Annotated in this window: 22 protein-coding genes; 11 read left to right on the forward strand and 11 right to left on the reverse strand. The window is 59.7% G+C overall.

Features of this window, described 5'->3' with window-relative positions; genetic code table 11:
• Nucleotides 1-227: 227 nt before the first annotated feature.
• Nucleotides 228-746 (reverse strand): ankyrin repeat domain-containing protein, encoded by a 519-nt coding sequence (locus tag ACM6IK_RS27970; RefSeq protein WP_414876872.1) that lies wholly within the window; start codon nucleotides 744-746, stop codon nucleotides 228-230.
• A gap of 97 nt (nucleotides 747-843) precedes the next feature.
• Nucleotides 844-2,682 carry a long-chain-acyl-CoA synthetase gene (locus ACM6IK_RS27975; protein WP_414876873.1) on the reverse strand — a complete coding sequence of 613 codons (1,839 nt, stop codon included), beginning with the start codon at nucleotides 2,680-2,682 and terminating at the stop codon, nucleotides 844-846.
• Between the two features lie 370 nt (nucleotides 2,683-3,052).
• On the opposite strand from ACM6IK_RS27975, the gene ACM6IK_RS27980 reads away from it, so the two are divergent.
• The gene (locus tag ACM6IK_RS27980) at nucleotides 3,053-3,331 is read left to right on the forward strand and encodes a DUF3509 domain-containing protein (protein ID WP_218431409.1); all 279 of its coding nucleotides are present in this window, start codon (nucleotides 3,053-3,055) and stop codon (nucleotides 3,329-3,331) included.
• Between the two features lie 121 nt (nucleotides 3,332-3,452).
• Here the strand turns inward: ACM6IK_RS27980 and mtnC are convergent, their stop codons facing one another.
• From mtnC to aroC, 5 genes are read right to left on the reverse strand one after another with little or no spacing between them, the layout of a single operon-like run.
• Nucleotides 3,453-4,136, reverse strand: coding sequence for an acireductone synthase (gene mtnC / locus ACM6IK_RS27985; protein ID WP_414876874.1), 684 nt, complete (start codon nucleotides 4,134-4,136; stop codon nucleotides 3,453-3,455).
• A 4-nt stretch (nucleotides 4,137-4,140) separates the two neighbouring features.
• Nucleotides 4,141-4,686, reverse strand: coding sequence for a 1,2-dihydroxy-3-keto-5-methylthiopentene dioxygenase (locus tag ACM6IK_RS27990; protein ID WP_414876875.1), 546 nt, complete (start codon nucleotides 4,684-4,686; stop codon nucleotides 4,141-4,143).
• A 12-nt stretch (nucleotides 4,687-4,698) separates the two neighbouring features.
• Nucleotides 4,699-5,319, reverse strand: coding sequence for a methylthioribulose 1-phosphate dehydratase (locus tag ACM6IK_RS27995; protein WP_414876876.1), 621 nt, complete (start codon nucleotides 5,317-5,319; stop codon nucleotides 4,699-4,701).
• Entirely contained in the window at nucleotides 5,316-6,467 is a 1,152-nt protein-coding gene (locus ACM6IK_RS28000) for an MFS transporter (RefSeq protein WP_414876877.1), read from the reverse strand. Before ACM6IK_RS28000 ends, ACM6IK_RS27995 begins: the two co-directional genes overlap by 4 nt.
• Nucleotides 6,468-6,496: 29 nt before the next feature.
• Nucleotides 6,497-7,588, reverse strand: coding sequence for a chorismate synthase (gene aroC, locus ACM6IK_RS28005; protein WP_218431318.1), 1,092 nt, complete (start codon nucleotides 7,586-7,588; stop codon nucleotides 6,497-6,499).
• A gap of 83 nt (nucleotides 7,589-7,671) precedes the next feature.
• Between aroC and ACM6IK_RS28010 the strand changes: the two genes are divergently transcribed.
• Together ACM6IK_RS28010 and ACM6IK_RS28015 are read left to right on the forward strand one after the other, a co-directional pair.
• Entirely contained in the window at nucleotides 7,672-8,670 is a 999-nt protein-coding gene (locus ACM6IK_RS28010; protein WP_414876878.1) for an alpha/beta hydrolase, read from the forward strand.
• An 88-nt stretch (nucleotides 8,671-8,758) separates the two neighbouring features.
• Nucleotides 8,759-9,550, forward strand: coding sequence for a hypothetical protein (locus ACM6IK_RS28015; RefSeq protein WP_414876879.1), 792 nt, complete (start codon nucleotides 8,759-8,761; stop codon nucleotides 9,548-9,550).
• 123 nt (nucleotides 9,551-9,673) lie between these two features.
• On the opposite strand, the gene prmB is transcribed toward ACM6IK_RS28015, so the two are convergent.
• Entirely contained in the window at nucleotides 9,674-10,582 is a 909-nt protein-coding gene (prmB, locus tag ACM6IK_RS28020; protein WP_150724600.1) for a 50S ribosomal protein L3 N(5)-glutamine methyltransferase, read from the reverse strand.
• Nucleotides 10,583-10,820: 238 nt separating this feature from the next.
• Between prmB and ACM6IK_RS28025 the strand changes: the two genes are divergently transcribed.
• The 5 genes from ACM6IK_RS28025 to ACM6IK_RS28045 all read left to right on the forward strand — a co-directional run bounded on the left by ACM6IK_RS28025 (nucleotide 10,821) and on the right by ACM6IK_RS28045 (nucleotide 13,599).
• Nucleotides 10,821-11,411 (forward strand): cysteine hydrolase family protein, encoded by a 591-nt coding sequence (locus ACM6IK_RS28025; RefSeq protein ID WP_218431314.1) that lies wholly within the window; start codon nucleotides 10,821-10,823, stop codon nucleotides 11,409-11,411.
• Nucleotides 11,412-11,542: 131 nt separating this feature from the next.
• Nucleotides 11,543-11,863: a hypothetical protein gene (locus ACM6IK_RS28030; RefSeq protein ID WP_223529480.1), complete on the forward strand. Its 321-nt coding sequence runs from the start codon at nucleotides 11,543-11,545 to the stop codon at nucleotides 11,861-11,863.
• Between the two features lie 79 nt (nucleotides 11,864-11,942).
• Nucleotides 11,943-12,500 carry a Smr/MutS family protein gene (locus ACM6IK_RS28035; RefSeq protein ID WP_414876880.1) on the forward strand — a complete coding sequence of 186 codons (558 nt, stop codon included), beginning with the start codon at nucleotides 11,943-11,945 and terminating at the stop codon, nucleotides 12,498-12,500.
• Between the two features lie 77 nt (nucleotides 12,501-12,577).
• Nucleotides 12,578-13,123 carry a GTP cyclohydrolase I FolE gene (folE, locus tag ACM6IK_RS28040; protein ID WP_003204506.1) on the forward strand — a complete coding sequence of 182 codons (546 nt, stop codon included), beginning with the start codon at nucleotides 12,578-12,580 and terminating at the stop codon, nucleotides 13,121-13,123.
• 104 nt (nucleotides 13,124-13,227) lie between these two features.
• Complete coding sequence (locus ACM6IK_RS28045; protein ID WP_150724597.1) at nucleotides 13,228-13,599, forward strand: glutathione S-transferase N-terminal domain-containing protein; 372 nt, start codon at nucleotides 13,228-13,230, stop codon at nucleotides 13,597-13,599.
• 166 nt (nucleotides 13,600-13,765) lie between these two features.
• Here ACM6IK_RS28045 and ACM6IK_RS28050 read toward each other — a convergent pair whose 3' ends face one another.
• Entirely contained in the window at nucleotides 13,766-14,932 is a 1,167-nt protein-coding gene (locus ACM6IK_RS28050) for a PLP-dependent aminotransferase family protein (RefSeq protein WP_414876881.1), read from the reverse strand.
• Between the two features lie 82 nt (nucleotides 14,933-15,014).
• Between ACM6IK_RS28050 and ACM6IK_RS28055 the strand changes: the two genes are divergently transcribed.
• The 3 genes from ACM6IK_RS28055 to ACM6IK_RS28065 all read left to right on the forward strand — a co-directional run bounded on the left by ACM6IK_RS28055 (nucleotide 15,015) and on the right by ACM6IK_RS28065 (nucleotide 17,826).
• Entirely contained in the window at nucleotides 15,015-15,461 is a 447-nt protein-coding gene (locus ACM6IK_RS28055) for a MarR family winged helix-turn-helix transcriptional regulator (protein ID WP_414876882.1), read from the forward strand.
• A gap of 316 nt (nucleotides 15,462-15,777) precedes the next feature.
• On the forward strand, nucleotides 15,778-17,127 hold the full coding sequence (locus ACM6IK_RS28060) for an NCS2 family permease (protein WP_108218979.1): 1,350 nt from the start codon (nucleotides 15,778-15,780) through the stop codon (nucleotides 17,125-17,127).
• 72 nt (nucleotides 17,128-17,199) lie between these two features.
• Nucleotides 17,200-17,826, forward strand: a complete 627-nt coding sequence (locus ACM6IK_RS28065; protein WP_414876883.1) for a LysE family translocator — start codon at nucleotides 17,200-17,202, stop codon at nucleotides 17,824-17,826.
• Nucleotides 17,827-18,001: 175 nt separating this feature from the next.
• On the opposite strand, the gene uraH is transcribed toward ACM6IK_RS28065, so the two are convergent.
• Both uraH and ACM6IK_RS28075 read right to left on the reverse strand, forming a co-directional pair.
• Nucleotides 18,002-18,355: a hydroxyisourate hydrolase gene (gene uraH, locus ACM6IK_RS28070; RefSeq protein WP_007988144.1), complete on the reverse strand. Its 354-nt coding sequence runs from the start codon at nucleotides 18,353-18,355 to the stop codon at nucleotides 18,002-18,004.
• A 121-nt stretch (nucleotides 18,356-18,476) separates the two neighbouring features.
• Nucleotides 18,477-18,623: a hypothetical protein gene (locus ACM6IK_RS28075; protein WP_414876884.1), complete on the reverse strand. Its 147-nt coding sequence runs from the start codon at nucleotides 18,621-18,623 to the stop codon at nucleotides 18,477-18,479.
• Between the last annotated feature and the right edge of the window lie 7 nt (nucleotides 18,624-18,630).

Below are 18,630 nucleotides of genomic sequence, written 5' to 3' on the forward strand. Positions count from 1 at the left end.
GGGGAATTTTGAGGGCGCGAAGGATAGCGCATTAATGAGTGAAATGCGGACCTGTGGCGATGCGATCCCTGTGGCGAGGGGACTTGCCCCCGTTGGGTCGCGAAGCGGCCCCAAATTCAGACGATGTGATTTGTCAGACAGACCGCGCGGAATGGATTTGCGACTGCTTCGCAGCCGAACGGGGCGGTGCGGCGTCCCGACAAGCCCCCTCGCCACAAAGCTCAACGTCAGCCCAACAGTTTTTCCAACTGAGCAACCGTATCGGAAGCGCCCATGGTTTTAGCCGCTTCCAGCGCGGTGATGCCATTGGCGTCCCTGGCTTTCGGGTCGGCGCCCTTGCCGATCAGGTAATCGACCACCTCAACGCGGTTGAACATCGCCGCCATCATCAGCGCCGTGCGGCCATCGAAGGACGAGCCTTCAACCTGCGCGCCACCCTCGACCAAGGCCTTGATCACCGCCAGGTCGCCCTTGAAGGCGGCGCCGGCAATCGGGCTCTGGCCGTTGTCATTACGGATCTCCGGGTCGGCCTTGTGCTCCAGCAGGACTTTTACCGTGTCCACATGGCCATGGTACGCGGCCAGCATCAGCAAGGTATCGCCCTTGTGGTTACGCAGGTTCGGCGGCAAACCCTTGGTCAGCAGCGCAGCCATCATTGCCGCATCGCCCTCCCGTGCCTTGTTGAATACCTGTTCGGTGAATTCGGCGGCTTCTTCGGGGGTCATCTGGCGGCTTTTGTCTGACATTGGGCACTCCCTTTTCTGTCATTCGTAAAAGCCGACAGTTTCCCGAGCGGCCCCGGCACTGTCACTTGTTTTTTCTCATGGGCCGCCATAGCCAGATTCAATAGCGGTACTTGCCGCCGTGAATGTCGGTCAACAACTGCTGCGTGACCTGCACGTAAGTCTGCGTCCCCGGCAGCCAGGCATAGATCGGGTCATCGCCGGTTTTACCCGGGTCGAAGGCCTCGTCCTTGAGTCGGGTCTTCTGATATTTGAACGTGCCGGTGGTTTCCATTTTCACTTTCACCCGCAGGAACAACGGCACCGCATAGGCCGGCATCTGCTCACGGGCGAAGGCCAGCAGCTCACTGAAGTCCAGGGTTGCCAGGGATTCGGCCGGGGTAATTGCCGCCATCCCGGCGCGGCCATTGGTGTTGCGGATTTCCACGCCATAGGCCACGGCTTCGGAAATATGCGGGTGTTGCAGAAGGATGTTTTCGACCTCCGTGGTCGAGACATTTTCGCCCTTCCAGCGGTAGGTATCGCCCAGGCGGTCGACAAACTGCGCATGACCGAAACCGATGTTGCGCAACAGGTCGCCGGTGTTGAAGTAGCGGTCACCCTTCTCGAACACATCCTGGAACACGACCCTGGCGGTTTTCTGCGGATCGGTGTAGCCGTCCAGCGGTGCCTTGTCGTCGATTTTCGCCAGCAACAACCCCTGCTCGCCTTTGGCGACCTTGCGCATCAAGCCATTGGCCTGACGAATCGGCGCGCCGCTGTCGTGGTCGTACGCGACCAATTCCCAGGACATCAGGGAAAAACCGATGGTGTTGTCAAAATTCAGAATATTGGTGAACCCGATATTGCCGTCGCTGGCGGCGTACAGCTCGCAGATGTGATTCACCGCAAAGCGGGTCTTGAACTCGTTCCAGGCGCCGGGACGCAAGCCGTTGCCGATCATTTTCTTCACATCGTGCCGGTTGTCGTCGGCGCAGGGCGGTTGATCGACCAGGTAGCGGCACAGTTCGCCGACATAACCGATGGTAGTCGCCCGGTACTTGCGCGCATCGCTCCAGAACTGACTGGCGCTGAATTTGCGGCGGATCGCGAACCCGCTGGCCCCACTGACGGCCGAACCCCAGCACACGCAAAGGCCCGTGGCGTGGTACAGCGGCAAGGTGCAATAGATGACATCGTCCGGGCGCATGTCCAGGGCGATCATGCCGAAGCTCGCAGAGCTGCGCATCCAGCGTCCGTGCTTGAACACCCCAGCCTTGGGCAGCCCAGTGGTACCTGAGGTGTAGATATGAAAGCAGGGATCGTCGAAGTAAATCTGCTGGCTGCTGGGCGGGTTGTCGCTGGCAGCGTCAAGACTGGCGGTCATCAGGTTGATGAAACCTTCAGGCGCGATACCCGGTTGGCGAGAGGTGTCCTGATCGGCGACGAACCAGGTTCGGTCAGCCTTGATCGACACCCGATCACGCACCGTCAGGTACGCCGGGACCAACTCTTCACCGACAACGATCGCCACCGGCGCCACCAGATTCACACTGTGCACCAGGGCGTCGCGGGTCTGCGAGGTATTGAGCAGCGCACTGATCGCGCCGACCTTGGCCACCGCGAGGATAGTCACCAGCAGTTCCGGACGGTTCTCGATAAAGACCGCTACCCCATCACCCTTGCCGATGCCTTGGCCGATCAGGTGATGGGCAATGCGATTGGCCCATTGGTTGACCTCGGAGTAACTGAGCGCTACGTCGCCTTGCAACAGCGCCGGGCCATCCGGGTTGCGCAACGCAGCTTGCTCGAAACTCCAGCCCAAACCACACGCTTGGGTCGGGTCCTTGACGTTGGCAGCCTTCATACCCTTCACCACCCGGGGGATGGCTTTGGCGATGGAAGGCAGCTTGCGGAGCATCATGCTCCAGGTAATCGTGTCGTTCGACGTACGGCTCATGATTGCTCCCGTTCGATGTTTTTTTATTGTCGGGTGGCGATGACTGAACCCGAAAATACGTCAACGGTTCTTGAGCTGTACACGCGGTTTTTGAAATGTTTTGTATCTGCGATCTTGATCTGCGATCTTGATCCGCGATAGCGCTGCGCGAAGATGATTCCGTGTGCGCCAATTGGTTCCATCGAGTCGCCGACGTACCTGCAAAATGCAGGATGCACGATGGCCATTCATGCAGATTGCACGAAAGCAAAAATCACTTAAAACCGTAATGTGTTGATTTTACTTAATATTGTTCAGCTAAAATGAATGGCACAAAGACTGCAACAGTCTCTCCATGCTTGCCATTCAAGTCATCATGGAGCTGAACGACATGAGCCTTATCCAGGAAAAATTTTCGTCCTTGTTCTCCAACTTCGCAGTCACTACCCAGGACCGCCCTGACGGCGGGATTCTGCTGACCTTGCGCAGCGCCGACGGCAGAGAATTCATGCGCTCGATCTCCTACCAGCAATTGCACAATGGCGATCAACTGTCCTGGGTCATCAGCGCGATTCGCCGCGACCTCGCTGAACAGGCCAGCGAATTGCCGCAGATTTCCATGCTGCAGAGCCAGCAACGGTTTGCCCTGCCGACCTATCACTCGATGTAAAAAAGTGTGGGGGAAAACTGTAGGAGCGAGCCTGCTCGCGATAGCGGAGTGTCAATCAACATCAATGTTGAATGACACTCCGCTATCGCGAGCAGGCTCGCTCCTACAAGTTGTGTAGTGCTTAGAAGGCAGCAGGATTTATCCGCGCAAAGCTGTCCACGGTGACATGCCCCGTCAGTTCGCCGCCTTCGCGGGCCAGCCCGCAAGTAGCCATCCCCGCCGCACGCGCCGCGTCGAGTTCTTCGACGATGTCAGACAGGAACAGAATCTGCCCCGCCTCGATGTTGATCACCTGCGTGATGTTGGCGTAGGACTGCGCCTCGCGCTTGGGCCCTGAAGTGGTGTCGAAGTAGCCACTGAACAACGGCGTCAGGTCTCCCGCCTCGGAGCAGCCAAAGATCAACCGCTGGGCCTGGATCGAGCCGGAGGAATAAACAAACAGTTGAAAACCATCCTGGTGCCAGCGTTTGAGCGCTTCAACGGCGTCCGGGTACACGTGCCCCTTCAACTGCCCGGCCTGATAGCCCTGCGCCCAGACCATGCCCTGCAACGCTTTCAACGGCGTGGCCTTGCGGTCTTCGGCAATCCAGCCCAGCAGGATCTCGACAACGCGCTCGACATCGGCGTCCGGCTCATTGCTGTCCCGGCGCACGGCGTCCAACTGTGCCGCCACGTCTACGCGCCCGGCGTGCTCACGAACGAAGTCCGGCAGATGCTTGGCCGCGTAAGGAAACAGCACGTCGAACACAAAACTCACTGCACTGGTGGTGCCTTCGATGTCGGTGAGAATCGCTTTGATCGGCATCGACTCAGTCCTCCAGAAGCGGGAATTGGCTGGCGATGTCTTCACCGGTGAAATTGGCCACCCAGCCTTCCGGGTTGTTGAACAGGCGGATCGCAATGAAATGCGGGTGCTCGCCCATGTCGAACCAGTGTTTGGTACCGGCTGGCACCGAGATCAGGTCGTTTTTCTCGCACAGCACGGCGTAGACGTAATCGTCGATGTGCAGGGTAAACAGGCCACGGCCGGCGACGAAAAATCGTACTTCGTCTTCGCCATGGCGGTGTTCGTTGAGGAACTTGGCACGCAATTCGGCTTTTTGCGGGTGATCGCTGTTGAGGCTGATCACGTCGACGGTGATGTAACCGCGTTCGGTCATCAACTGGTCGATTTGCTCTTGATAGGCGGCGATCACTTCATCCTGGCTGGCGCCCGGCTGGAGTTTTGTGGCGGCTTGCCAGCGGTCGAAACGCACGCCCTGCTCGGCCAGGGTCGAGGCGATGTCTTCGAAATGGGTCAGCACCTTGTTGGGGATTTCAGGGCTGGAGACGTGATAAACGGACAGGCTGCTCATCAGGGCAACTCCTTAACGATGCAAGATGGAGCGCGTTTTCAGCTCGCACTCGAACAAAAACTCAAAGGCCTCGATCTGCCGCAGGGCATCGCTCATGCGCGCGCCCCAGGTGTAGAGGCCATGACCACGGATCAGGTAGCCGACGCAATCGGGATGGGCGTCGAGCCAAGGCTGCACCTTGGCGGCCAGGCGTGCAATGTCCTGATCGTTGTCGAAAATCGGCACCCGCACCCGGGATTCGTGGGTGGTCACTCCGCTGAAGGCTTTTTGCAGTTCGTAGTCTTCGAACTCGATGAAGTCTTGCGGCGTCAGGCGCGACAGTACGGTGGCATTCACCGAATGGGTGTGCAGCACCGCACCGATCTGCGGGCGACAGGTGTAGAGCTGGGTGTGCAACAGGGTTTCGGCGGACGGTTTCTTGCCCGGTTCCAGGCTGTTGCCTGACAGGTCAGTGGCCAGTACATCGTCCATGCCGAGTTGCCCCTTGTGCTTTCCCGACACGGTCAGCAAGGCTTCGGTCGGCGACAGGCGGGTCGAATAATTGCTGCTGGTGGCCGGCGACCAGCCGCGGCCATACAGAAAACGCCCGGCGTCGATGATTTCCTGGGCGAGGTGTTCACGGGTAAGGCTCATGGCCTGTCCTCTTGCATACGTGTGGCAATGATAACGGCAGCGGCGAGCGCTGCGAGACTGGCAATACTAAAGGTCCATGCCGCACCGAGGGCATTCCAGCTGTAGCCGGAATACAACGCGCCCAATGCACCACCGGTGCCGGCCAGGGCGGCGTACAACGCCTGACCCTGGCCTTGCTGGCGCGCACCAAAACTACGTTGCACGAATGAAATGGCAGCGGCGTGAAAGCTGCCGAACGTCGCCGCGTGCAGCACCTGGGCAAACAACAGCACCCAAAGAAACTCCGCGAGCGAACCCAGCAACAGCCAACGCAACGCCGCCAGCAGAAAACTGGCCATCAGCACCCGGCGCAGTGAGAAGCGCGCAAAGATCCGGCTCATGGCCAGAAACATCAGGACTTCGGCGACCACGCCGACCGCCCAGAGCATGCCGATCACGCCACGGCTGTAACCCAGTCGCTCAAGGTGCAGGGTTAAAAATGTGTAATACGGTCCGTGGCTCATCTGCATCAGCGCCACGCAGGCGTAAAACGCCAATACGCCGGGGTTGCGCAGTTGCTTGAGGAAGCCCTCCCCCGCCACCCGGTTGCCCGGCGCCGGTTGGGCATTGGGCACCCACAGGCTGCTGAGCACGATGCCGGCCATGATCAACACCAGCGCCGCCGGGTAGATGTCCAGGCTCAGCCATTCGAACAGCCGGCCCAGCGCGACCACGGTGATGATGAACCCGATCGAACCCCACAGGCGAATCTGGCTGTAGCGCGAGGTCTGGCTCTGCAAGTGCGCCAGGGTGATGACTTCGAACTGCGGCAGCACCGCGTGCCAGAAGAACGCATGCAAGGCCATGACCATCGCCAGCCAGGCATAGCTCTTGCTGACGAAAATCAGCGAGAACGTCAGCAGCGTGCACACCGCGCCGAAACGCACGATGGCCAGCCGCCGACCGCTGTAGTCGCCCAGCCAGCCCCAGATATTCGGCGCCACGCAGCGCATCAGCATCGGGATCGCCACCAGCTCGCCGATGCGCGCGGCGCTGAATCCGAGGTGATCGAAGTACAGCGCCAGAAACGGCGCTGTCGAACCGAGCAAGGCGAAATAGAACAGATAGAAACTGGAGAGCCGCCAGTACGGGAGCGTCGCAGTCGCCATCAGACGGCTGCGACCATGAGGTCAGCCATTTACAACTGACCCAGCACCGGCGTGCTCACACGCACATCGGCGTTCTGCCCGCGGTGACGCAGCAGGTGGTCCATCAGCACGATGGCCATCATCGCCTCGGCAATCGGCGTGGCGCGGATGCCGACGCACGGGTCGTGACGGCCCTTGGTGATCACTTCCACCGGGTTGCCATGAATGTCGATGGAACGGCCCGGCGTGGTGATGCTCGACGTCGGCTTCAGCGCCAGGTGCGCAACGATCGGCTGACCGGAGGAAATACCGCCGAGAATGCCGCCCGCGTTGTTGCTGAGGAAACCTTGCGGGGTCATTTCATCGCGATGCTCGGTGCCACGCTGGGCGACGCTGGCGAAACCGGCGCCGATTTCCACGCCCTTCACCGCGTTGATGCTCATCAGCGCATGGGCCAGTTCGGCGTCGAGGCGGTCGAAAATCGGCTCGCCCAGGCCCGGCATCACGCCTTCGGCGACCACGGTGATTTTCGCGCCGACCGAATCCTGGTCGCGGCGCAACTGGTCCATGTAGGCTTCCAGCTCAGGCACCTTGTCCGGGTCCGGGCTGAAGAAGGCGTTCTGCTCCACCGAATCCCAGGTCTTGAACGGAATTTCGATCGGCCCCAGCTGGCTCATGTAGCCACGAATGACGATGCCCTGGCTGGCCAGGTATTTTTTCGCAATCGCACCGGCCGCGACGCGCATCGCGGTTTCGCGGGCCGAACTGCGACCGCCGCCGCGGTAGTCGCGCTCGCCGTATTTGTGGTGGTAGGTGTAGTCGGCGTGGGCCGGGCGGAACAGATCCTTGATCGCCGAGTAGTCCTTGGATTTCTGGTCGGTGTTGCGGATCAGCAGGCCGATCGAGCAGCCAGTGGTGCGACCTTCGAACACGCCGGAGAGGATTTCGACTTCGTCGGCTTCCTGGCGCTGGGTGGTGTGGCGGCTGGTGCCGGGCTTGCGGCGGTCCAGGTCACGCTGCAGATCCTCCAGGGATATCTCCAGCCCCGGCGGGCAGCCATCGACAATGGCGACCAACGCCGGGCCATGGCTTTCGCCCGCGGTGGTGACAGTGAACAGCTTGCCGTAGGTATTGCCGGACATGCAGGACGCTCCGTGAAATGAACCTGAATACGTAATGCGCGCCAGTATACGCAGGCTACCCAAGTAGTTCATCCTCGAACCTTATGGGTGCCTGTGTGTCCAACCGGCATCTTCTGGATAATGGCGCGATGATGCTGCGAGTTCTTGCCTTGAGCCTTACCCTGATTTCCGGCTTCGCCCAGGCGACTGTCCTGCAACGACCGATTACATTGGATACCGGCACCGGCGAGCTTTTCGGCTCGCTGTTGCTGCCAAAATCCGACGACCCCGTGCCGGTTGTCCTGATCATTTCCGGCTCCGGCCCTACGGATCGTGACGGAAACAACGTCGATGGCGGGCGCAATGACAGCCTCAAGCGCCTGGCCTGGGTGCTGGCCAAACACAACATCGCCAGCGTGCGTTACGACAAGCGCGGTGTGGCCGCGAGCCTGGCCGCCACGCCGGACGAACGCAATCTGACGGTGGAAGCCTATGTGGCCGACGCCGAAGCCTGGGGTCAGAAGCTCAAGACCGATCCGCGTTTTGGCAAACTGATCGTGCTGGGGCACAGCGAGGGTGCCTTGATCGCCAGCCTCGCTGCGCCAGGCATCGATGCCGACGCGGTGATTTCTGTCTCCGGCAGCGCCAGGCCGGTCGATCAGGTCATCCGCGAGCAACTGGGCAATCGCCTGCCTCCCCCGCTGATGCTGCGCAGCAATGAATTGCTCGACAGCCTCAAGGCCGGGAAACCCGACGACAATGTGCCGCCACCGTTGCAGGCGATTTTCCGCCCCAGCGTGCAGCCGTACCTGATTTCCCTGTTCCGCCAGGACCCGGCCGCGGCGTTCGCCAAGCTGAAAATGCCGGCGCTGATCATTCAGGGCAGCAACGACATCCAGGTCGGCGTCAATGACGCAAGACTGCTCAAGGCCGCCAAACCGGACGCCGAACTGGCGCTGATCGAGGGCATGAACCACGTCATGCGCATCGTGCCCAACGACGTCAAGCGCCAGATGGCCTCCTATAAAGACCCGCAGTTGCCCCTGGCGGCGGAACTGGGCACGCGAATCCTCGGTTTTATTGACGGCCTTCGCGCCAGTTAACCTCCAGTCTTGAAAAAAACGGCCGATAAGCCTTTGTCGCCAACACATTGGTTGGCGACAAGCTGAGCTTGGACAGGATCTCGCCGTTATGACCGACACCCAGACTTCACCCGACACCAGCGCTGAAAAAGACGCACCGCCAGCGGTCGAGCTGCCTTGGGCGGACGTCCACGTAGAGCACCACAAGATGCTCCGTCTGGCGCCGCTGCAGACTGACCGCAACACCGGCGGGCGCCCATTGCGCTTTGTCGAGTTCGGCTATGCCGAGCGCAACGACAAAGAACGCAGCCTGATGCGCATGAGCATCACCCTGCCCGGCCAGCGTGTGCGCAAGGAACAGAATCATCTGGACGTGTGGGTCGATCACGCCGAAAAGCGCGTGCATTTCGGCCCGGACAGCGGTTTGCAGGTTGAACCGCTGAACCGTGGCATTGGCCGCTACCTGGCGGCCCAGGGCATCAACTGGGCGAAGAAACGCTGGCCGACCTACACCGTCGACGGCTTTGACCTGAACAACAAGGATGCGCTGAACGAAGACACCCGCCTGCGCCGCGATCATTTTTTACGCGTGCACGGTTTCGACGTGGTGTATGCCGATGCCCAACATTTGAAAGGCAGCGTCAAGCCGGTCAAGGTCGGCGACCTTTCTGGCGACTGGAACAGCGAAAAACTGCAGGTCGTGGAGATTCTCGAGGCGGCGCAGATGCTCCAGCAAGCCGAGCAGAACCTGGCCGAGCAGGAAGTCAAACTCAAGAAACACGAAGAGAAAGTCAGCAAGTACAAACGCGAAGACACCGGGCTGCGTTTCACCATCACCTGCCTGGTGGCGTTCGCGGTGTTTCAGGCGGGGTTGCTGATCTGGATTGCCACGCACCGGTAATCGGCGGTGCGGCCATTCCTTGTAGGAGCGAGCTTGCTCGCGATGAACCTGAGAGCGATGTGTTTATCCTGAAACACGCGTTATCGTTAATGTCCATCGCGAGCAAGCTCGCTCCTACAGGGGTCAGACGCGAGAAGCGAACAACGCCTGATGCTCGCGGCATTGCTGCGCGCTCAGCATGAACACACCATGCCCGCCACGCTCGAACTCCAGCCAGGCGAAGTCGACTTCCGGGTACAACGCCTCGACGTGCACCTGGCTGTTGCCCACTTCGACAATCAGCAAGCCCTTCTCGGTCAAATGATCCGCCGCTTCGGCGAGCATGCGCCGCACCAGGTTCAAACCGTCATCACCGCAGGCCAGGCCCAGTTCCGGCTCGTGCTGGTATTCGTCCGGCATGTCGGCGAAATCTTCCGCATCGACGTAGGGCGGGTTCGACACGATCAAGTCGAAACGTTGTCCCGGCAAGCCCTCGAAACCGTCGCCCTGCACCGTGTACACACGCTCATCGACACCGTGGCGCTCGATGTTCTGGTTAGCCACTTCCAGCGCTTCGAACGACAGGTCCGCCAACACCACCTCGGCATGCTGGAACTCGTAGGCGCAGGCGATGCCGATGCAACCGGAACCGGTGCACAGGTCGAGAATCCGCGCCGGCTCGGTAGCCAGCCATGGGGTAAACCGGTTTTCGATCAACTCGCCAATGGGTGAACGCGGGATCAGCACGCGCTCATCGACGATGAACGACATGCCGCAGAACCAGGCCTCGCCCAACAGATACGCCGTAGGCACCCGATCTTCGATGCGGCGCTTGAGCAAAAGCTGCAGGTGAACCACTTCGTCTTCTTCCAGATTGCAGTCGAGGTAGCTGTCGGCGATTTCCCACGGCAAGTGCAGCGCCCCCAACACCAATTGCCGGGCTTCGTCCCAGGCATTGTCGGTGCCATGGCCAAAAAACAGATCCTCCCCATGGAAGCGGCTGACGGCCCAACGGATATGGTCACGCAGGGTGCGAAGGCGGGAAGTGATCACGACGGCAAACTCCAGAAAAATCGACGGGCGATTCTACCAGTCAAACGGCGTCACGACGACGCGGGAAACTACCGATTCAAATGTAGGAGTTATCCGTTTTTTCACCAGGCTATTGAACAAAACGCGACTATTGACAAGGCTACAGGCCAGCAATGACGGCACCTACGATCGTAGCGATTCACAGAACTGCTCAGCCAGAGGACAATGTCGCAAAAGCCCCACTCCAAGGAGCCCCAGAATGTCCGTTCCAAAAACGATGTTTCAACTCAGCGGCCGCGGTTATCCGGCAGCCAAACTGAGCCATGCGACCCTTATCATCATCGATGCCCAGAAAGAATATTTGAGCGGGCCACTGGCTCTCAGCGGCATGGATGAGGCCGTCGCGAACATCAAGCAATTGCTCGCCGCTGCCCGTGCCGCCGGTCGGCCGATCGTGCATGTCCGTCATCTCGGCACCCTCGGCGGAATGTTCAACCCGCAAGGCGTCGGTGGTGAATTCATTCCGGGCCTGGAGCCACAGGGTGACGAAACCGTCATCGGTAAATTGCTGCCAAGCGCGTTCCATGGCACCGAACTGGCCAAACGCCTGGAAGACCTCGGCGCCCTCGACCTGATCGTCTGCGGTTTCATGAGTCACTCCAGCGTCAGCACCACCGTACGCGCAGCGAAGAACCTTGGCTTTCGCTGCACTCTCATTGAAGATGCCTGCGCCACCCGCGACCTGCCTTACAAGGGCGGCGTGCTCAGTGCCGAACACGTTCATCAGACGGAAATGGCGATCATGGGCGACAACTTCGCCACCCTCGCGCTGACCCGTGAACTGATCTGATCGACGCTCAATGAGCGGCCTGGAATGCCGCTCATCCGCAAAAGCCTCTCAACTGCCATAATTGTCTTAGCCTCAGGAACATCCCGGTCAACTCCCGGTCGAAGGGCCGATACCCATTGAGGAAGGTCGGAATGAAGTTATCCGATGGTTTTGACGCTCGCCGCTTGCGACCCAAAGGCCAAAGCAACTGGCGTTTTCGAATCGGCGTGACGTTCGCGGCATTGCTGGCGATGTGCGGCGTGTTGCTCGCCATGGCCGGGGCCGCCAGCCTGTTCGGCCACGCACCCGCCCTGGGTGAATTGAACACCAGCCGCACCGGTGCCGCCGTGATTCTGGTCATCGGCCTGTTCGTGCTGTACCTCGGCGTGTGGCTATGGCGCCGTTGCCGTCGTCGCTCGCGCCAGTCGCGGGAACTGGCCATGTCGCCGCACTTGATGAAAAAACACGACTGAGCCAAGTGTCGCGCGCGTTATTTGTCGCGCCCGATTCGCTTCGAGTTGGGTAAACTGGCCGCCCTTCGCGGAGGCTGACATGCAAGACAACGATTTTTCCCTGTTCAAAAGCGCGATCCAAGGCGTCAAGCCAATCAGGCACGATCGCGCCGAAACCGGCAAACCCAAGGCTGACCGCGCGCAGATCGCCATGCTGCGCCAAGCGGCCACCGTGCGCACCGAATCCATCACCGTAGACGGGCTGTCCGATCAGTTCGTCATTGACGTCGGCCCTGAAGACGAGTTGATGTGGGCGCGTGACGGCGTGCAGGAAAGCCAGATGCGCAAGCTCAAGATCGGACAGATCCCGTTCGAAGGCAGCCTCGACCTGCACGGCATGAGCGTGGAAAAGGCCCGGGAAACCCTTTGGGCGTTCCTCGCCGAAGCCACCCGATTCGAAATCCGCTGCGTACGCGTCACCCATGGCAAGGCGGTACGCCTGGATGGCAAGCGGCCGATGATCAAAAGCCACGTCAATACCTGGCTGCGCCAGCATCCACAAGTGCTCGGTTTTACCTCCTGCCAGGCGAAACACGGCGGTGCGGGAGCCGTTTATGTGATGCTCAAACGCACCATGATGGAAGGTCGCGACGAGTAAAGCTGTTGCGCCACGCTTGCAGCGTCGTGTCCGTCACCGTACCCTTGCCCTTTGCGTAAAATCCCACAGGTAGTTTCATGTCCCTGGAACAGAATTACACGGCGATCCTCGGCCAGCTCGGCGAGGACGTTTCCCGCGAAGGCCTGCTCGACACGCCAAAACGTGCCGCCAAAGCCATGCAGTACCTCTGCCGCGGCTATGAACAGACACTGGAAGAGGTCACCAACGGTGCCCTGTTCAGCTCCGACAACAGCGAAATGGTGCTGGTCAAGGACATCGAGCTGTACTCGTTGTGCGAACACCACCTGCTGCCGTTCATCGGCAAGGCTCACGTCGCCTATATCCCGAGTGGCAAGGTCCTGGGGCTGTCGAAGGTGGCGCGGATCGTCGACATGTACGCCCGTCGCCTGCAGATCCAGGAAAACCTCAGCCGCCAGATCGCCGACGCGGTCCAGCAGGTCACCGGCGCCCTGGGCGTTGCGGTGGTGATCGAGGCCAAGCACATGTGCATGATGATGCGCGGTGTGGAAAAGCAGAATTCGTCGATGATCACCTCGGTGATGCTCGGTGAGTTCCGCGAGAACGCCGCCACGCGCAGCGAATTCCTCAGCCTCATCAAGTAATTCGCGGCACGAAGAAAACCGGCATTCATCGCCGGTTTTTTTTCGTCCGCAAAAAATCAGGTAAGCTGCGCGCCCTTCTTCGTTTGCACCGTGAGGCTTTCAACGTGTTCGTAAAAGCGCTTCGTGTCGGCCTTGGCCAACTGATCATCTTCATCGACTTCATTACTCGCCCAAGCAAGAAGAAGCGCCCCGCCGCTGCTCAGGCTCAGGTCGAATCCGCCGCCAAGGGTCTGACCCTGTATCAATTCCACGCCTGCCCGTTCTGCGTGAAGACCCGCCGCACCCTGCGCCGCCTGAATGTGCCGGTGGCCCTTCGCGATGCGAAGAACAACGAACAGGATCGCCAGACCTTGCTGGAGCAAGGCGGCAAGATCAAGGTGCCCTGCCTGCGCATCGAAGAGAATGGCCAGACCACCTGGATGTACGAGTCCAAGGTGATCATTGATTATCTGGACAAGCGTTTCGCGGCAGCCTGAAAAATTTGAGTGAGGCTGATGGCCCCATCGCGAGCAAGCTCGCTCCCACAGGTTTTGTGAACGCCACAAATCACTGTGGGAGCGAGCTTGCTCGCGATGAGGCCACAACGGTCACCACAACTCTTCAGACAAAAGTAAACCGGCCCTTGCGCCGGTTTATTTGTTTTCAGGCCGCTTGCGCCGCTTTCCCCTGTCGCACCACCGCCGCCAAACGCTTGAGCCCCTCATCCAGCCGCGCCGGATCAATGTGGCTGAAGTTCAACCGCAAATACCCCGGATGGTTATCCGGCTCAGGGAAAAACGGCTCGCCCGGCATGAACGCCACGTCATTGGCCAATGCGGCATCGAGCAAGGTGCGGGTGTCTTGCGGCTGCTTGAGTTTCAACCAGAAAAACAACCCGCCCTGCGGTACGTTCCAGTCCGCCAGATCCGAGAAGTGAGTTTCCAGCGCAGCCTGAAACGCATCCCGACGCCCCCGATAAAAATCACGCAACTCACTGCGGTGTTGCTGATATTTCTCGCTGCCGATCCATTGCAGCGCCTGCCATTGGCCGACCCGATTGGTGTGCAAATCCGCCGATTGCTTGAGTTTCAACAGATGGGGAAACAGGTCCGGACTGGCAATCACGTAACCAACGCGCAAACCCGGTAACAGGGTTTTCGACACGGTGCCGGTGTAGATCCAGCTGGCCTTCTTCAAGCGACTGACGATCGGCGTGGCGCTGCCACCGTCGAAGGTCAGCTCGCGGTAAGGCTCGTCTTCAATCAGCGTAACGCCAAATTCATCGAGCAACGCCGCCACCGCGTCACGCTTGGCTTCGCTGTAACGCACCGCCGATGGATTCTGGAAGGTCGGGATCAGGTAGATGAAAGCCGGTCGGTGTTGTTCCAGGCGAGCGCGTAGCTCCGTCAGGTTCGGCCCGTCGGCCTCCAGCGGCACGGTCAGGCAATCGGCGCCGAACAGCTGGAAAATCTGTAGCGCCGCCAGATAAGTCGGCGCTTCGAGCAGGATTTCGGTGCCCTTGTCGATGTACAGCTTGGCGGCGAGGTCGAGGGTCTGCTGTGAGCCGCTGACCACCAGTACCTGGCTTGCCTCACATGGCACTCCCAACGCTCGCGCCTCGGTGGCCAACGCTTCACGCAACGCCGGTTCGCCTTCGCTCATGCCGTATTGGCCCATGGAAACCGGCATCTCGGCCCAATCGACCTTCGGCAGCATGGCTTCGGCCGGCAGACCGCCGGCAAACGACATCATCTGCGGACGCTGGGCCGCGGCGAGGATTTCACGGATCAAAGAACTTTTAAGGCGTGAGACACGTTCGGAAAAAGCCATGGGGATCACCGGTAGCGAGGCATGTTGAAAATGAGTCAAACTTGTTGACCGAAATTACGCCTCCTCGAACGGATACATCAATATGCTTGACCTTAAAAACCCGCTTTCCCAGCAGCAAGCCATGGAAGCGTTTTTCTTCGGCTACCAGGCCTTCACCGCCAAGGCCGATGAAATGCTCGAACGTCGCGGCCTGAGTCGGGTGCATCAGCGCATCGTGTTTTTCATCGCCCGCTATCCGAACCTGAGCGTCAAGGAGCTGTTGGCGTTGCTCGGCGTGAGCAAGCAGGCGCTGAACATGCCGTTGCGGCAATTGTTGGAGATGCATCTGGTGGAGAGCGTCGCGTCCGAAACCGATAAGCGTAAGCGCCTGCTGGAGTTGACCGACGAAGGCGCGCGGTTTGAACAGGCGCTGCGGCGCGAGCAGGTGAAATTGCTGGAGCGGGTGTTTGCCGAGGCTGGGGAGACGGCGGTGAATGGGTGGTTGGCGGTGAATCTGGCGTTGGGGAAAAGCCATTCGCAGGCTGAATGAGAGTTTGCCTGACGAATGTGCATTGGCTGATCAGCCCCCTTCGCGAGCAGGCTCGCTCCCACAGTTGACCGCATTTTCATGTAGGAGCGAGCCTGCTCGCGAAAGCATCGGAACCGTCGATATATTCCTATCGCCAAAAAAATCGTAAACAAAACCAAAAACATTATTTGCATTCTTTGTATACAAAAGCATAATCCACTTCGTGCGAGTTCCTGACCAACAGGTCAACAAATTTGCAAATACCTCAAAGGGCCGCTGCCACCCCTCTCGGATCCGGCCCTGGAAATAACAATAAAACTCTTGAGGAGTATTCGCTGTGGAAAGCCGCAAATCCGAAGCATCGACGCTGGATCTCTCGCCGCCATTACGCAATGGTTTGCTGGAGCGTCTGTTCAAACTCAGCTTGCACGGCACCACGGTGAAGACCGAGCTGATTGCCGGTCTGACAACCTTCATCACCATGGCCTACATCATTTTCGTTAACCCCAACATCATGGCCGACGCCGGGATCGATCACGGTGCGGCATTCGTCGCCACCTGCATCGCCGCCGCACTCGGTTGCCTGTTGATGGGCCTCTACGCCAACTGGCCGGTCGGCCTGGCGCCGGGCATGGGGCTAAACGCGTTCTTCACTTACACCGTGGTCGGCACCATGGGCTACAACTGGGAAACCGCCCTCGGCGCGGTGTTCGTTTCCGGTGTGCTGTTCATGATCCTGACCTTCTCGCGGATCCGCGAATGGTTGCTCAACAGCATCCCGGTCAGCCTGCGCTTCGCCATGGGCGCGGGTGTTGGCTTGTTCCTGGGGCTGATCGGTTTGAAAACCGCGGGTATCGTCGTCGATAGCCCGGCCACCCTGATCAAGCTCGGCTCCCTGCGCGAACCCGGCCCGCTGCTCGCCGCCGTGTGCTTCCTGATGATTGCCATCCTCAGCTACCACAAGGTGTTCGGCGCGATCCTCATCAGCATCATCACCGTGACCCTGGCCGGTTGGGGCCTTGGGCTGGTGCACTACGAGGGCATCATGTCGGCCCCGCCGAGCCTCTCCCCTACCTTTATGGCCATGAACGTCGCCGGCGTGTTCAACGTCAGCATGATCAGCGTGGTCCTGGCGTTCCTCTTCGTGCACATGTTCGACACCGCCGGCACCCTGATGGGCGTTGCCCAGCGCGCCAACCTGGTCGGCGCTGACGGCAAGATCGAAAACCTCTCCCGCGCGATGAAAGCCGACAGTGCGTCCAGCGTATTCGGTGCTGTGGTCGGTGTTCCACCGGTCACCAGCTACGTGGAAAGTGCTGCCGGTGTCGCGGCGGGTGGTCGGACTGGTCTTACCGCAGTCACTGTTGGTGTGCTATTTATAGCCGCAATGTTTTTCGCACCACTGGCCGGCATGATTCCCGCCTATGCCACCGCTGGTGCACTGATTTATGTGGCAATGCTGATGATGGGCGGCATGGCCCACATCGAGTGGGACGAAGCGACCGACAGCATTCCGGCAATCGTCACTGCCATCATGATGCCGCTGACCTTCTCGGTCGCCGACGGCATCGCGCTGGGCTTCATCACCTACGTGGCGCTGAAGGCCGGCACCGGCAAGTACAAGGAAATTTCCGTGAGCCTGTGGGTGCTCTGCGCGATCTTCATCGCCAAGTTCATCTTCTTGTAAGCCACACGCGGTACACGCTTGAAAACAGCCTCACCCCGTCGGGTGGGGCTTTTGTGCAAATGGAGGAAAGTGATGAGTCTGGAAACCTGGCTGCTGTTCAGCGGCGCTGCGCTGGTAGTGATCCTGATCCCGGGGCCATTGTCGTTGTTGATGATCAGCAACAGCCTGAACTACGGCCTGCGCCGTTCTTACCCGGCGTTTCTCGGGGGCGTGATTGCCTCGATCTGCCTGCTGAGTGCCTCGGCATTGGGTTTGGGCGCCCTGCTGCTGGCGTCGGAACAGCTGTTCAGCGCACTGAAAATCGTCGGCGCGCTGTACCTGTTCTACCTCGCCTGGCAGAGCTGGCAGCAGTCGCGCCAGCCTTCCCAGGGTGCTGAAGTGCCACAAGCCGCGCCAGTGCCCCGTTTTCGCGCACTGTTCGGCCGCGCCTTCATGCTCGGCGCGAGCAATCCGAAGGACATTCTGTTCTTCGCCGCTTTCCTGCCGCAGTTCTTGAGTGCCGAACAAGCGTTCCTGCCGCAGTTGCTGGTGATGATCGCGACCTGGACCGTGCTCGACCTGCTGTGCAAACTGGCCTACGGCCTCGGCGCCCATGGCGCGGCGCGGTATCTGCGCAGCGGCAAGGGGCAGAGTTGGTTTAACCGGATCAGTGCGGGACTGTTCAGTGGTGCGGGTGCTGCTTCCCTGCTGAGCCGCTAAGAGCTTCGCTGGCAAGCCAGCTCCTACATTGGAACGCATTCCTGGCTTGCCGGCGAAAACGTCAGCACAGGCGCCATATTTCTCCAGACGAAAAAAAGCCCGCAGTGTGAGCGGGCGAAAGACCAAAGAAGCTATATGCGCAGTCGCTTCCAGGGTGCGGCAGCTGCCTGGGGGATCAGCTGCCGCGATAGGTGGAGTAGCTGTAAGGCGAAATCAGCAGTGGAACATGGTAGTGATCCTGCTCGGCAGAGATGCCAAAACGCAGCACCACGACATCCAGAAAAGCCGGTTCCGGCAGCTTGACGCCACGAGCGCGGTAGTAATCGCCGGCATGAAACTGAACCTGATAGACCCCGGTGCGGTAGTCATCGCCTTGCAGCAGCGGTGCATCGACACGGCCATCGCTGTTGGTTATCGCGCTGGCGACCAATTCCAGCTGCGATCCTTCAACGCGGTACAACTCGACCTTGATCGAGCTGCCCGGGCAACCGTGTGCTGCGTCCAAAACGTGTGTAGTCAAACGTCCCATTGATTCTGCGCGCCTGCCTGCGTGGAGCAGTCAGACTTCGCGCCTCCCGAAGTCAGTTGAAAAGGAGACCGCACCGATTCGGAGCACGAAAAGCTGCGGCGAGCGACTGATTAAGACACTTTTAAAAAAAATTGTACACAATAAAAACGACATTTTTCGCATGACTTCCGGCATCGGCATATTTTCCGTCGATTTCCCGCCAAACCGCACCACCTATAAGCCCTTCAATCAATAATTGACCAGTCAGGCAGATTTCTTGCAGGCTCACGCCAATA

This window comes from Pseudomonas sp. IT-196MI5 (genome assembly GCF_949767415.1).
GTDB lineage: Bacteria > Pseudomonadota > Gammaproteobacteria > Pseudomonadales > Pseudomonadaceae > Aquipseudomonas.

Excerpts from the sequence above, each read along its gene's own strand:
- ACM6IK_RS28010 (WP_414876878.1), top strand. The coding sequence starts at position 7,672 with ATGGGTGCCTGTGTGTCCAACCGGCATCTTCTGGATAATGGCGCGATG.
- ACM6IK_RS28030 (WP_223529480.1), top strand. The coding sequence starts at position 11,543 with ATGAAGTTATCCGATGGTTTTGACGCTCGCCGCTTGCGACCCAAAGGC.
- uraH (WP_007988144.1), bottom strand. The coding sequence starts at position 18,355 with ATGGGACGTTTGACTACACACGTTTTGGACGCAGCACACGGTTGCCCG.
- ACM6IK_RS28055 (WP_414876882.1), top strand. The coding sequence starts at position 15,015 with ATGCTTGACCTTAAAAACCCGCTTTCCCAGCAGCAAGCCATGGAAGCG.
- mtnC (WP_414876874.1), bottom strand. The coding sequence starts at position 4,136 with ATGCCGATCAAAGCGATTCTCACCGACATCGAAGGCACCACCAGTGCA.
- ACM6IK_RS28065 (WP_414876883.1), top strand. The coding sequence starts at position 17,200 with ATGAGTCTGGAAACCTGGCTGCTGTTCAGCGGCGCTGCGCTGGTAGTG.
- ACM6IK_RS27990 (WP_414876875.1), bottom strand. The coding sequence starts at position 4,686 with ATGAGCAGCCTGTCCGTTTATCACGTCTCCAGCCCTGAAATCCCCAAC.
- ACM6IK_RS27975 (WP_414876873.1), bottom strand. The coding sequence starts at position 2,682 with ATGAGCCGTACGTCGAACGACACGATTACCTGGAGCATGATGCTCCGC.
- aroC (WP_218431318.1), bottom strand. The coding sequence starts at position 7,588 with ATGTCCGGCAATACCTACGGCAAGCTGTTCACTGTCACCACCGCGGGC.
- ACM6IK_RS27970 (WP_414876872.1), bottom strand. The coding sequence starts at position 746 with ATGTCAGACAAAAGCCGCCAGATGACCCCCGAAGAAGCCGCCGAATTC.
- folE (WP_003204506.1), top strand. The coding sequence starts at position 12,578 with ATGTCCCTGGAACAGAATTACACGGCGATCCTCGGCCAGCTCGGCGAG.
- ACM6IK_RS28015 (WP_414876879.1), top strand. The coding sequence starts at position 8,759 with ATGACCGACACCCAGACTTCACCCGACACCAGCGCTGAAAAAGACGCA.
- ACM6IK_RS28050 (WP_414876881.1), bottom strand. The coding sequence starts at position 14,932 with ATGGCTTTTTCCGAACGTGTCTCACGCCTTAAAAGTTCTTTGATCCGT.
- ACM6IK_RS28000 (WP_414876877.1), bottom strand. The coding sequence starts at position 6,467 with ATGGCGACTGCGACGCTCCCGTACTGGCGGCTCTCCAGTTTCTATCTG.
- ACM6IK_RS28025 (WP_218431314.1), top strand. The coding sequence starts at position 10,821 with ATGTCCGTTCCAAAAACGATGTTTCAACTCAGCGGCCGCGGTTATCCG.
- ACM6IK_RS27995 (WP_414876876.1), bottom strand. The coding sequence starts at position 5,319 with ATGAGCCTTACCCGTGAACACCTCGCCCAGGAAATCATCGACGCCGGG.
- ACM6IK_RS28035 (WP_414876880.1), top strand. The coding sequence starts at position 11,943 with ATGCAAGACAACGATTTTTCCCTGTTCAAAAGCGCGATCCAAGGCGTC.
- ACM6IK_RS27980 (WP_218431409.1), top strand. The coding sequence starts at position 3,053 with ATGAGCCTTATCCAGGAAAAATTTTCGTCCTTGTTCTCCAACTTCGCA.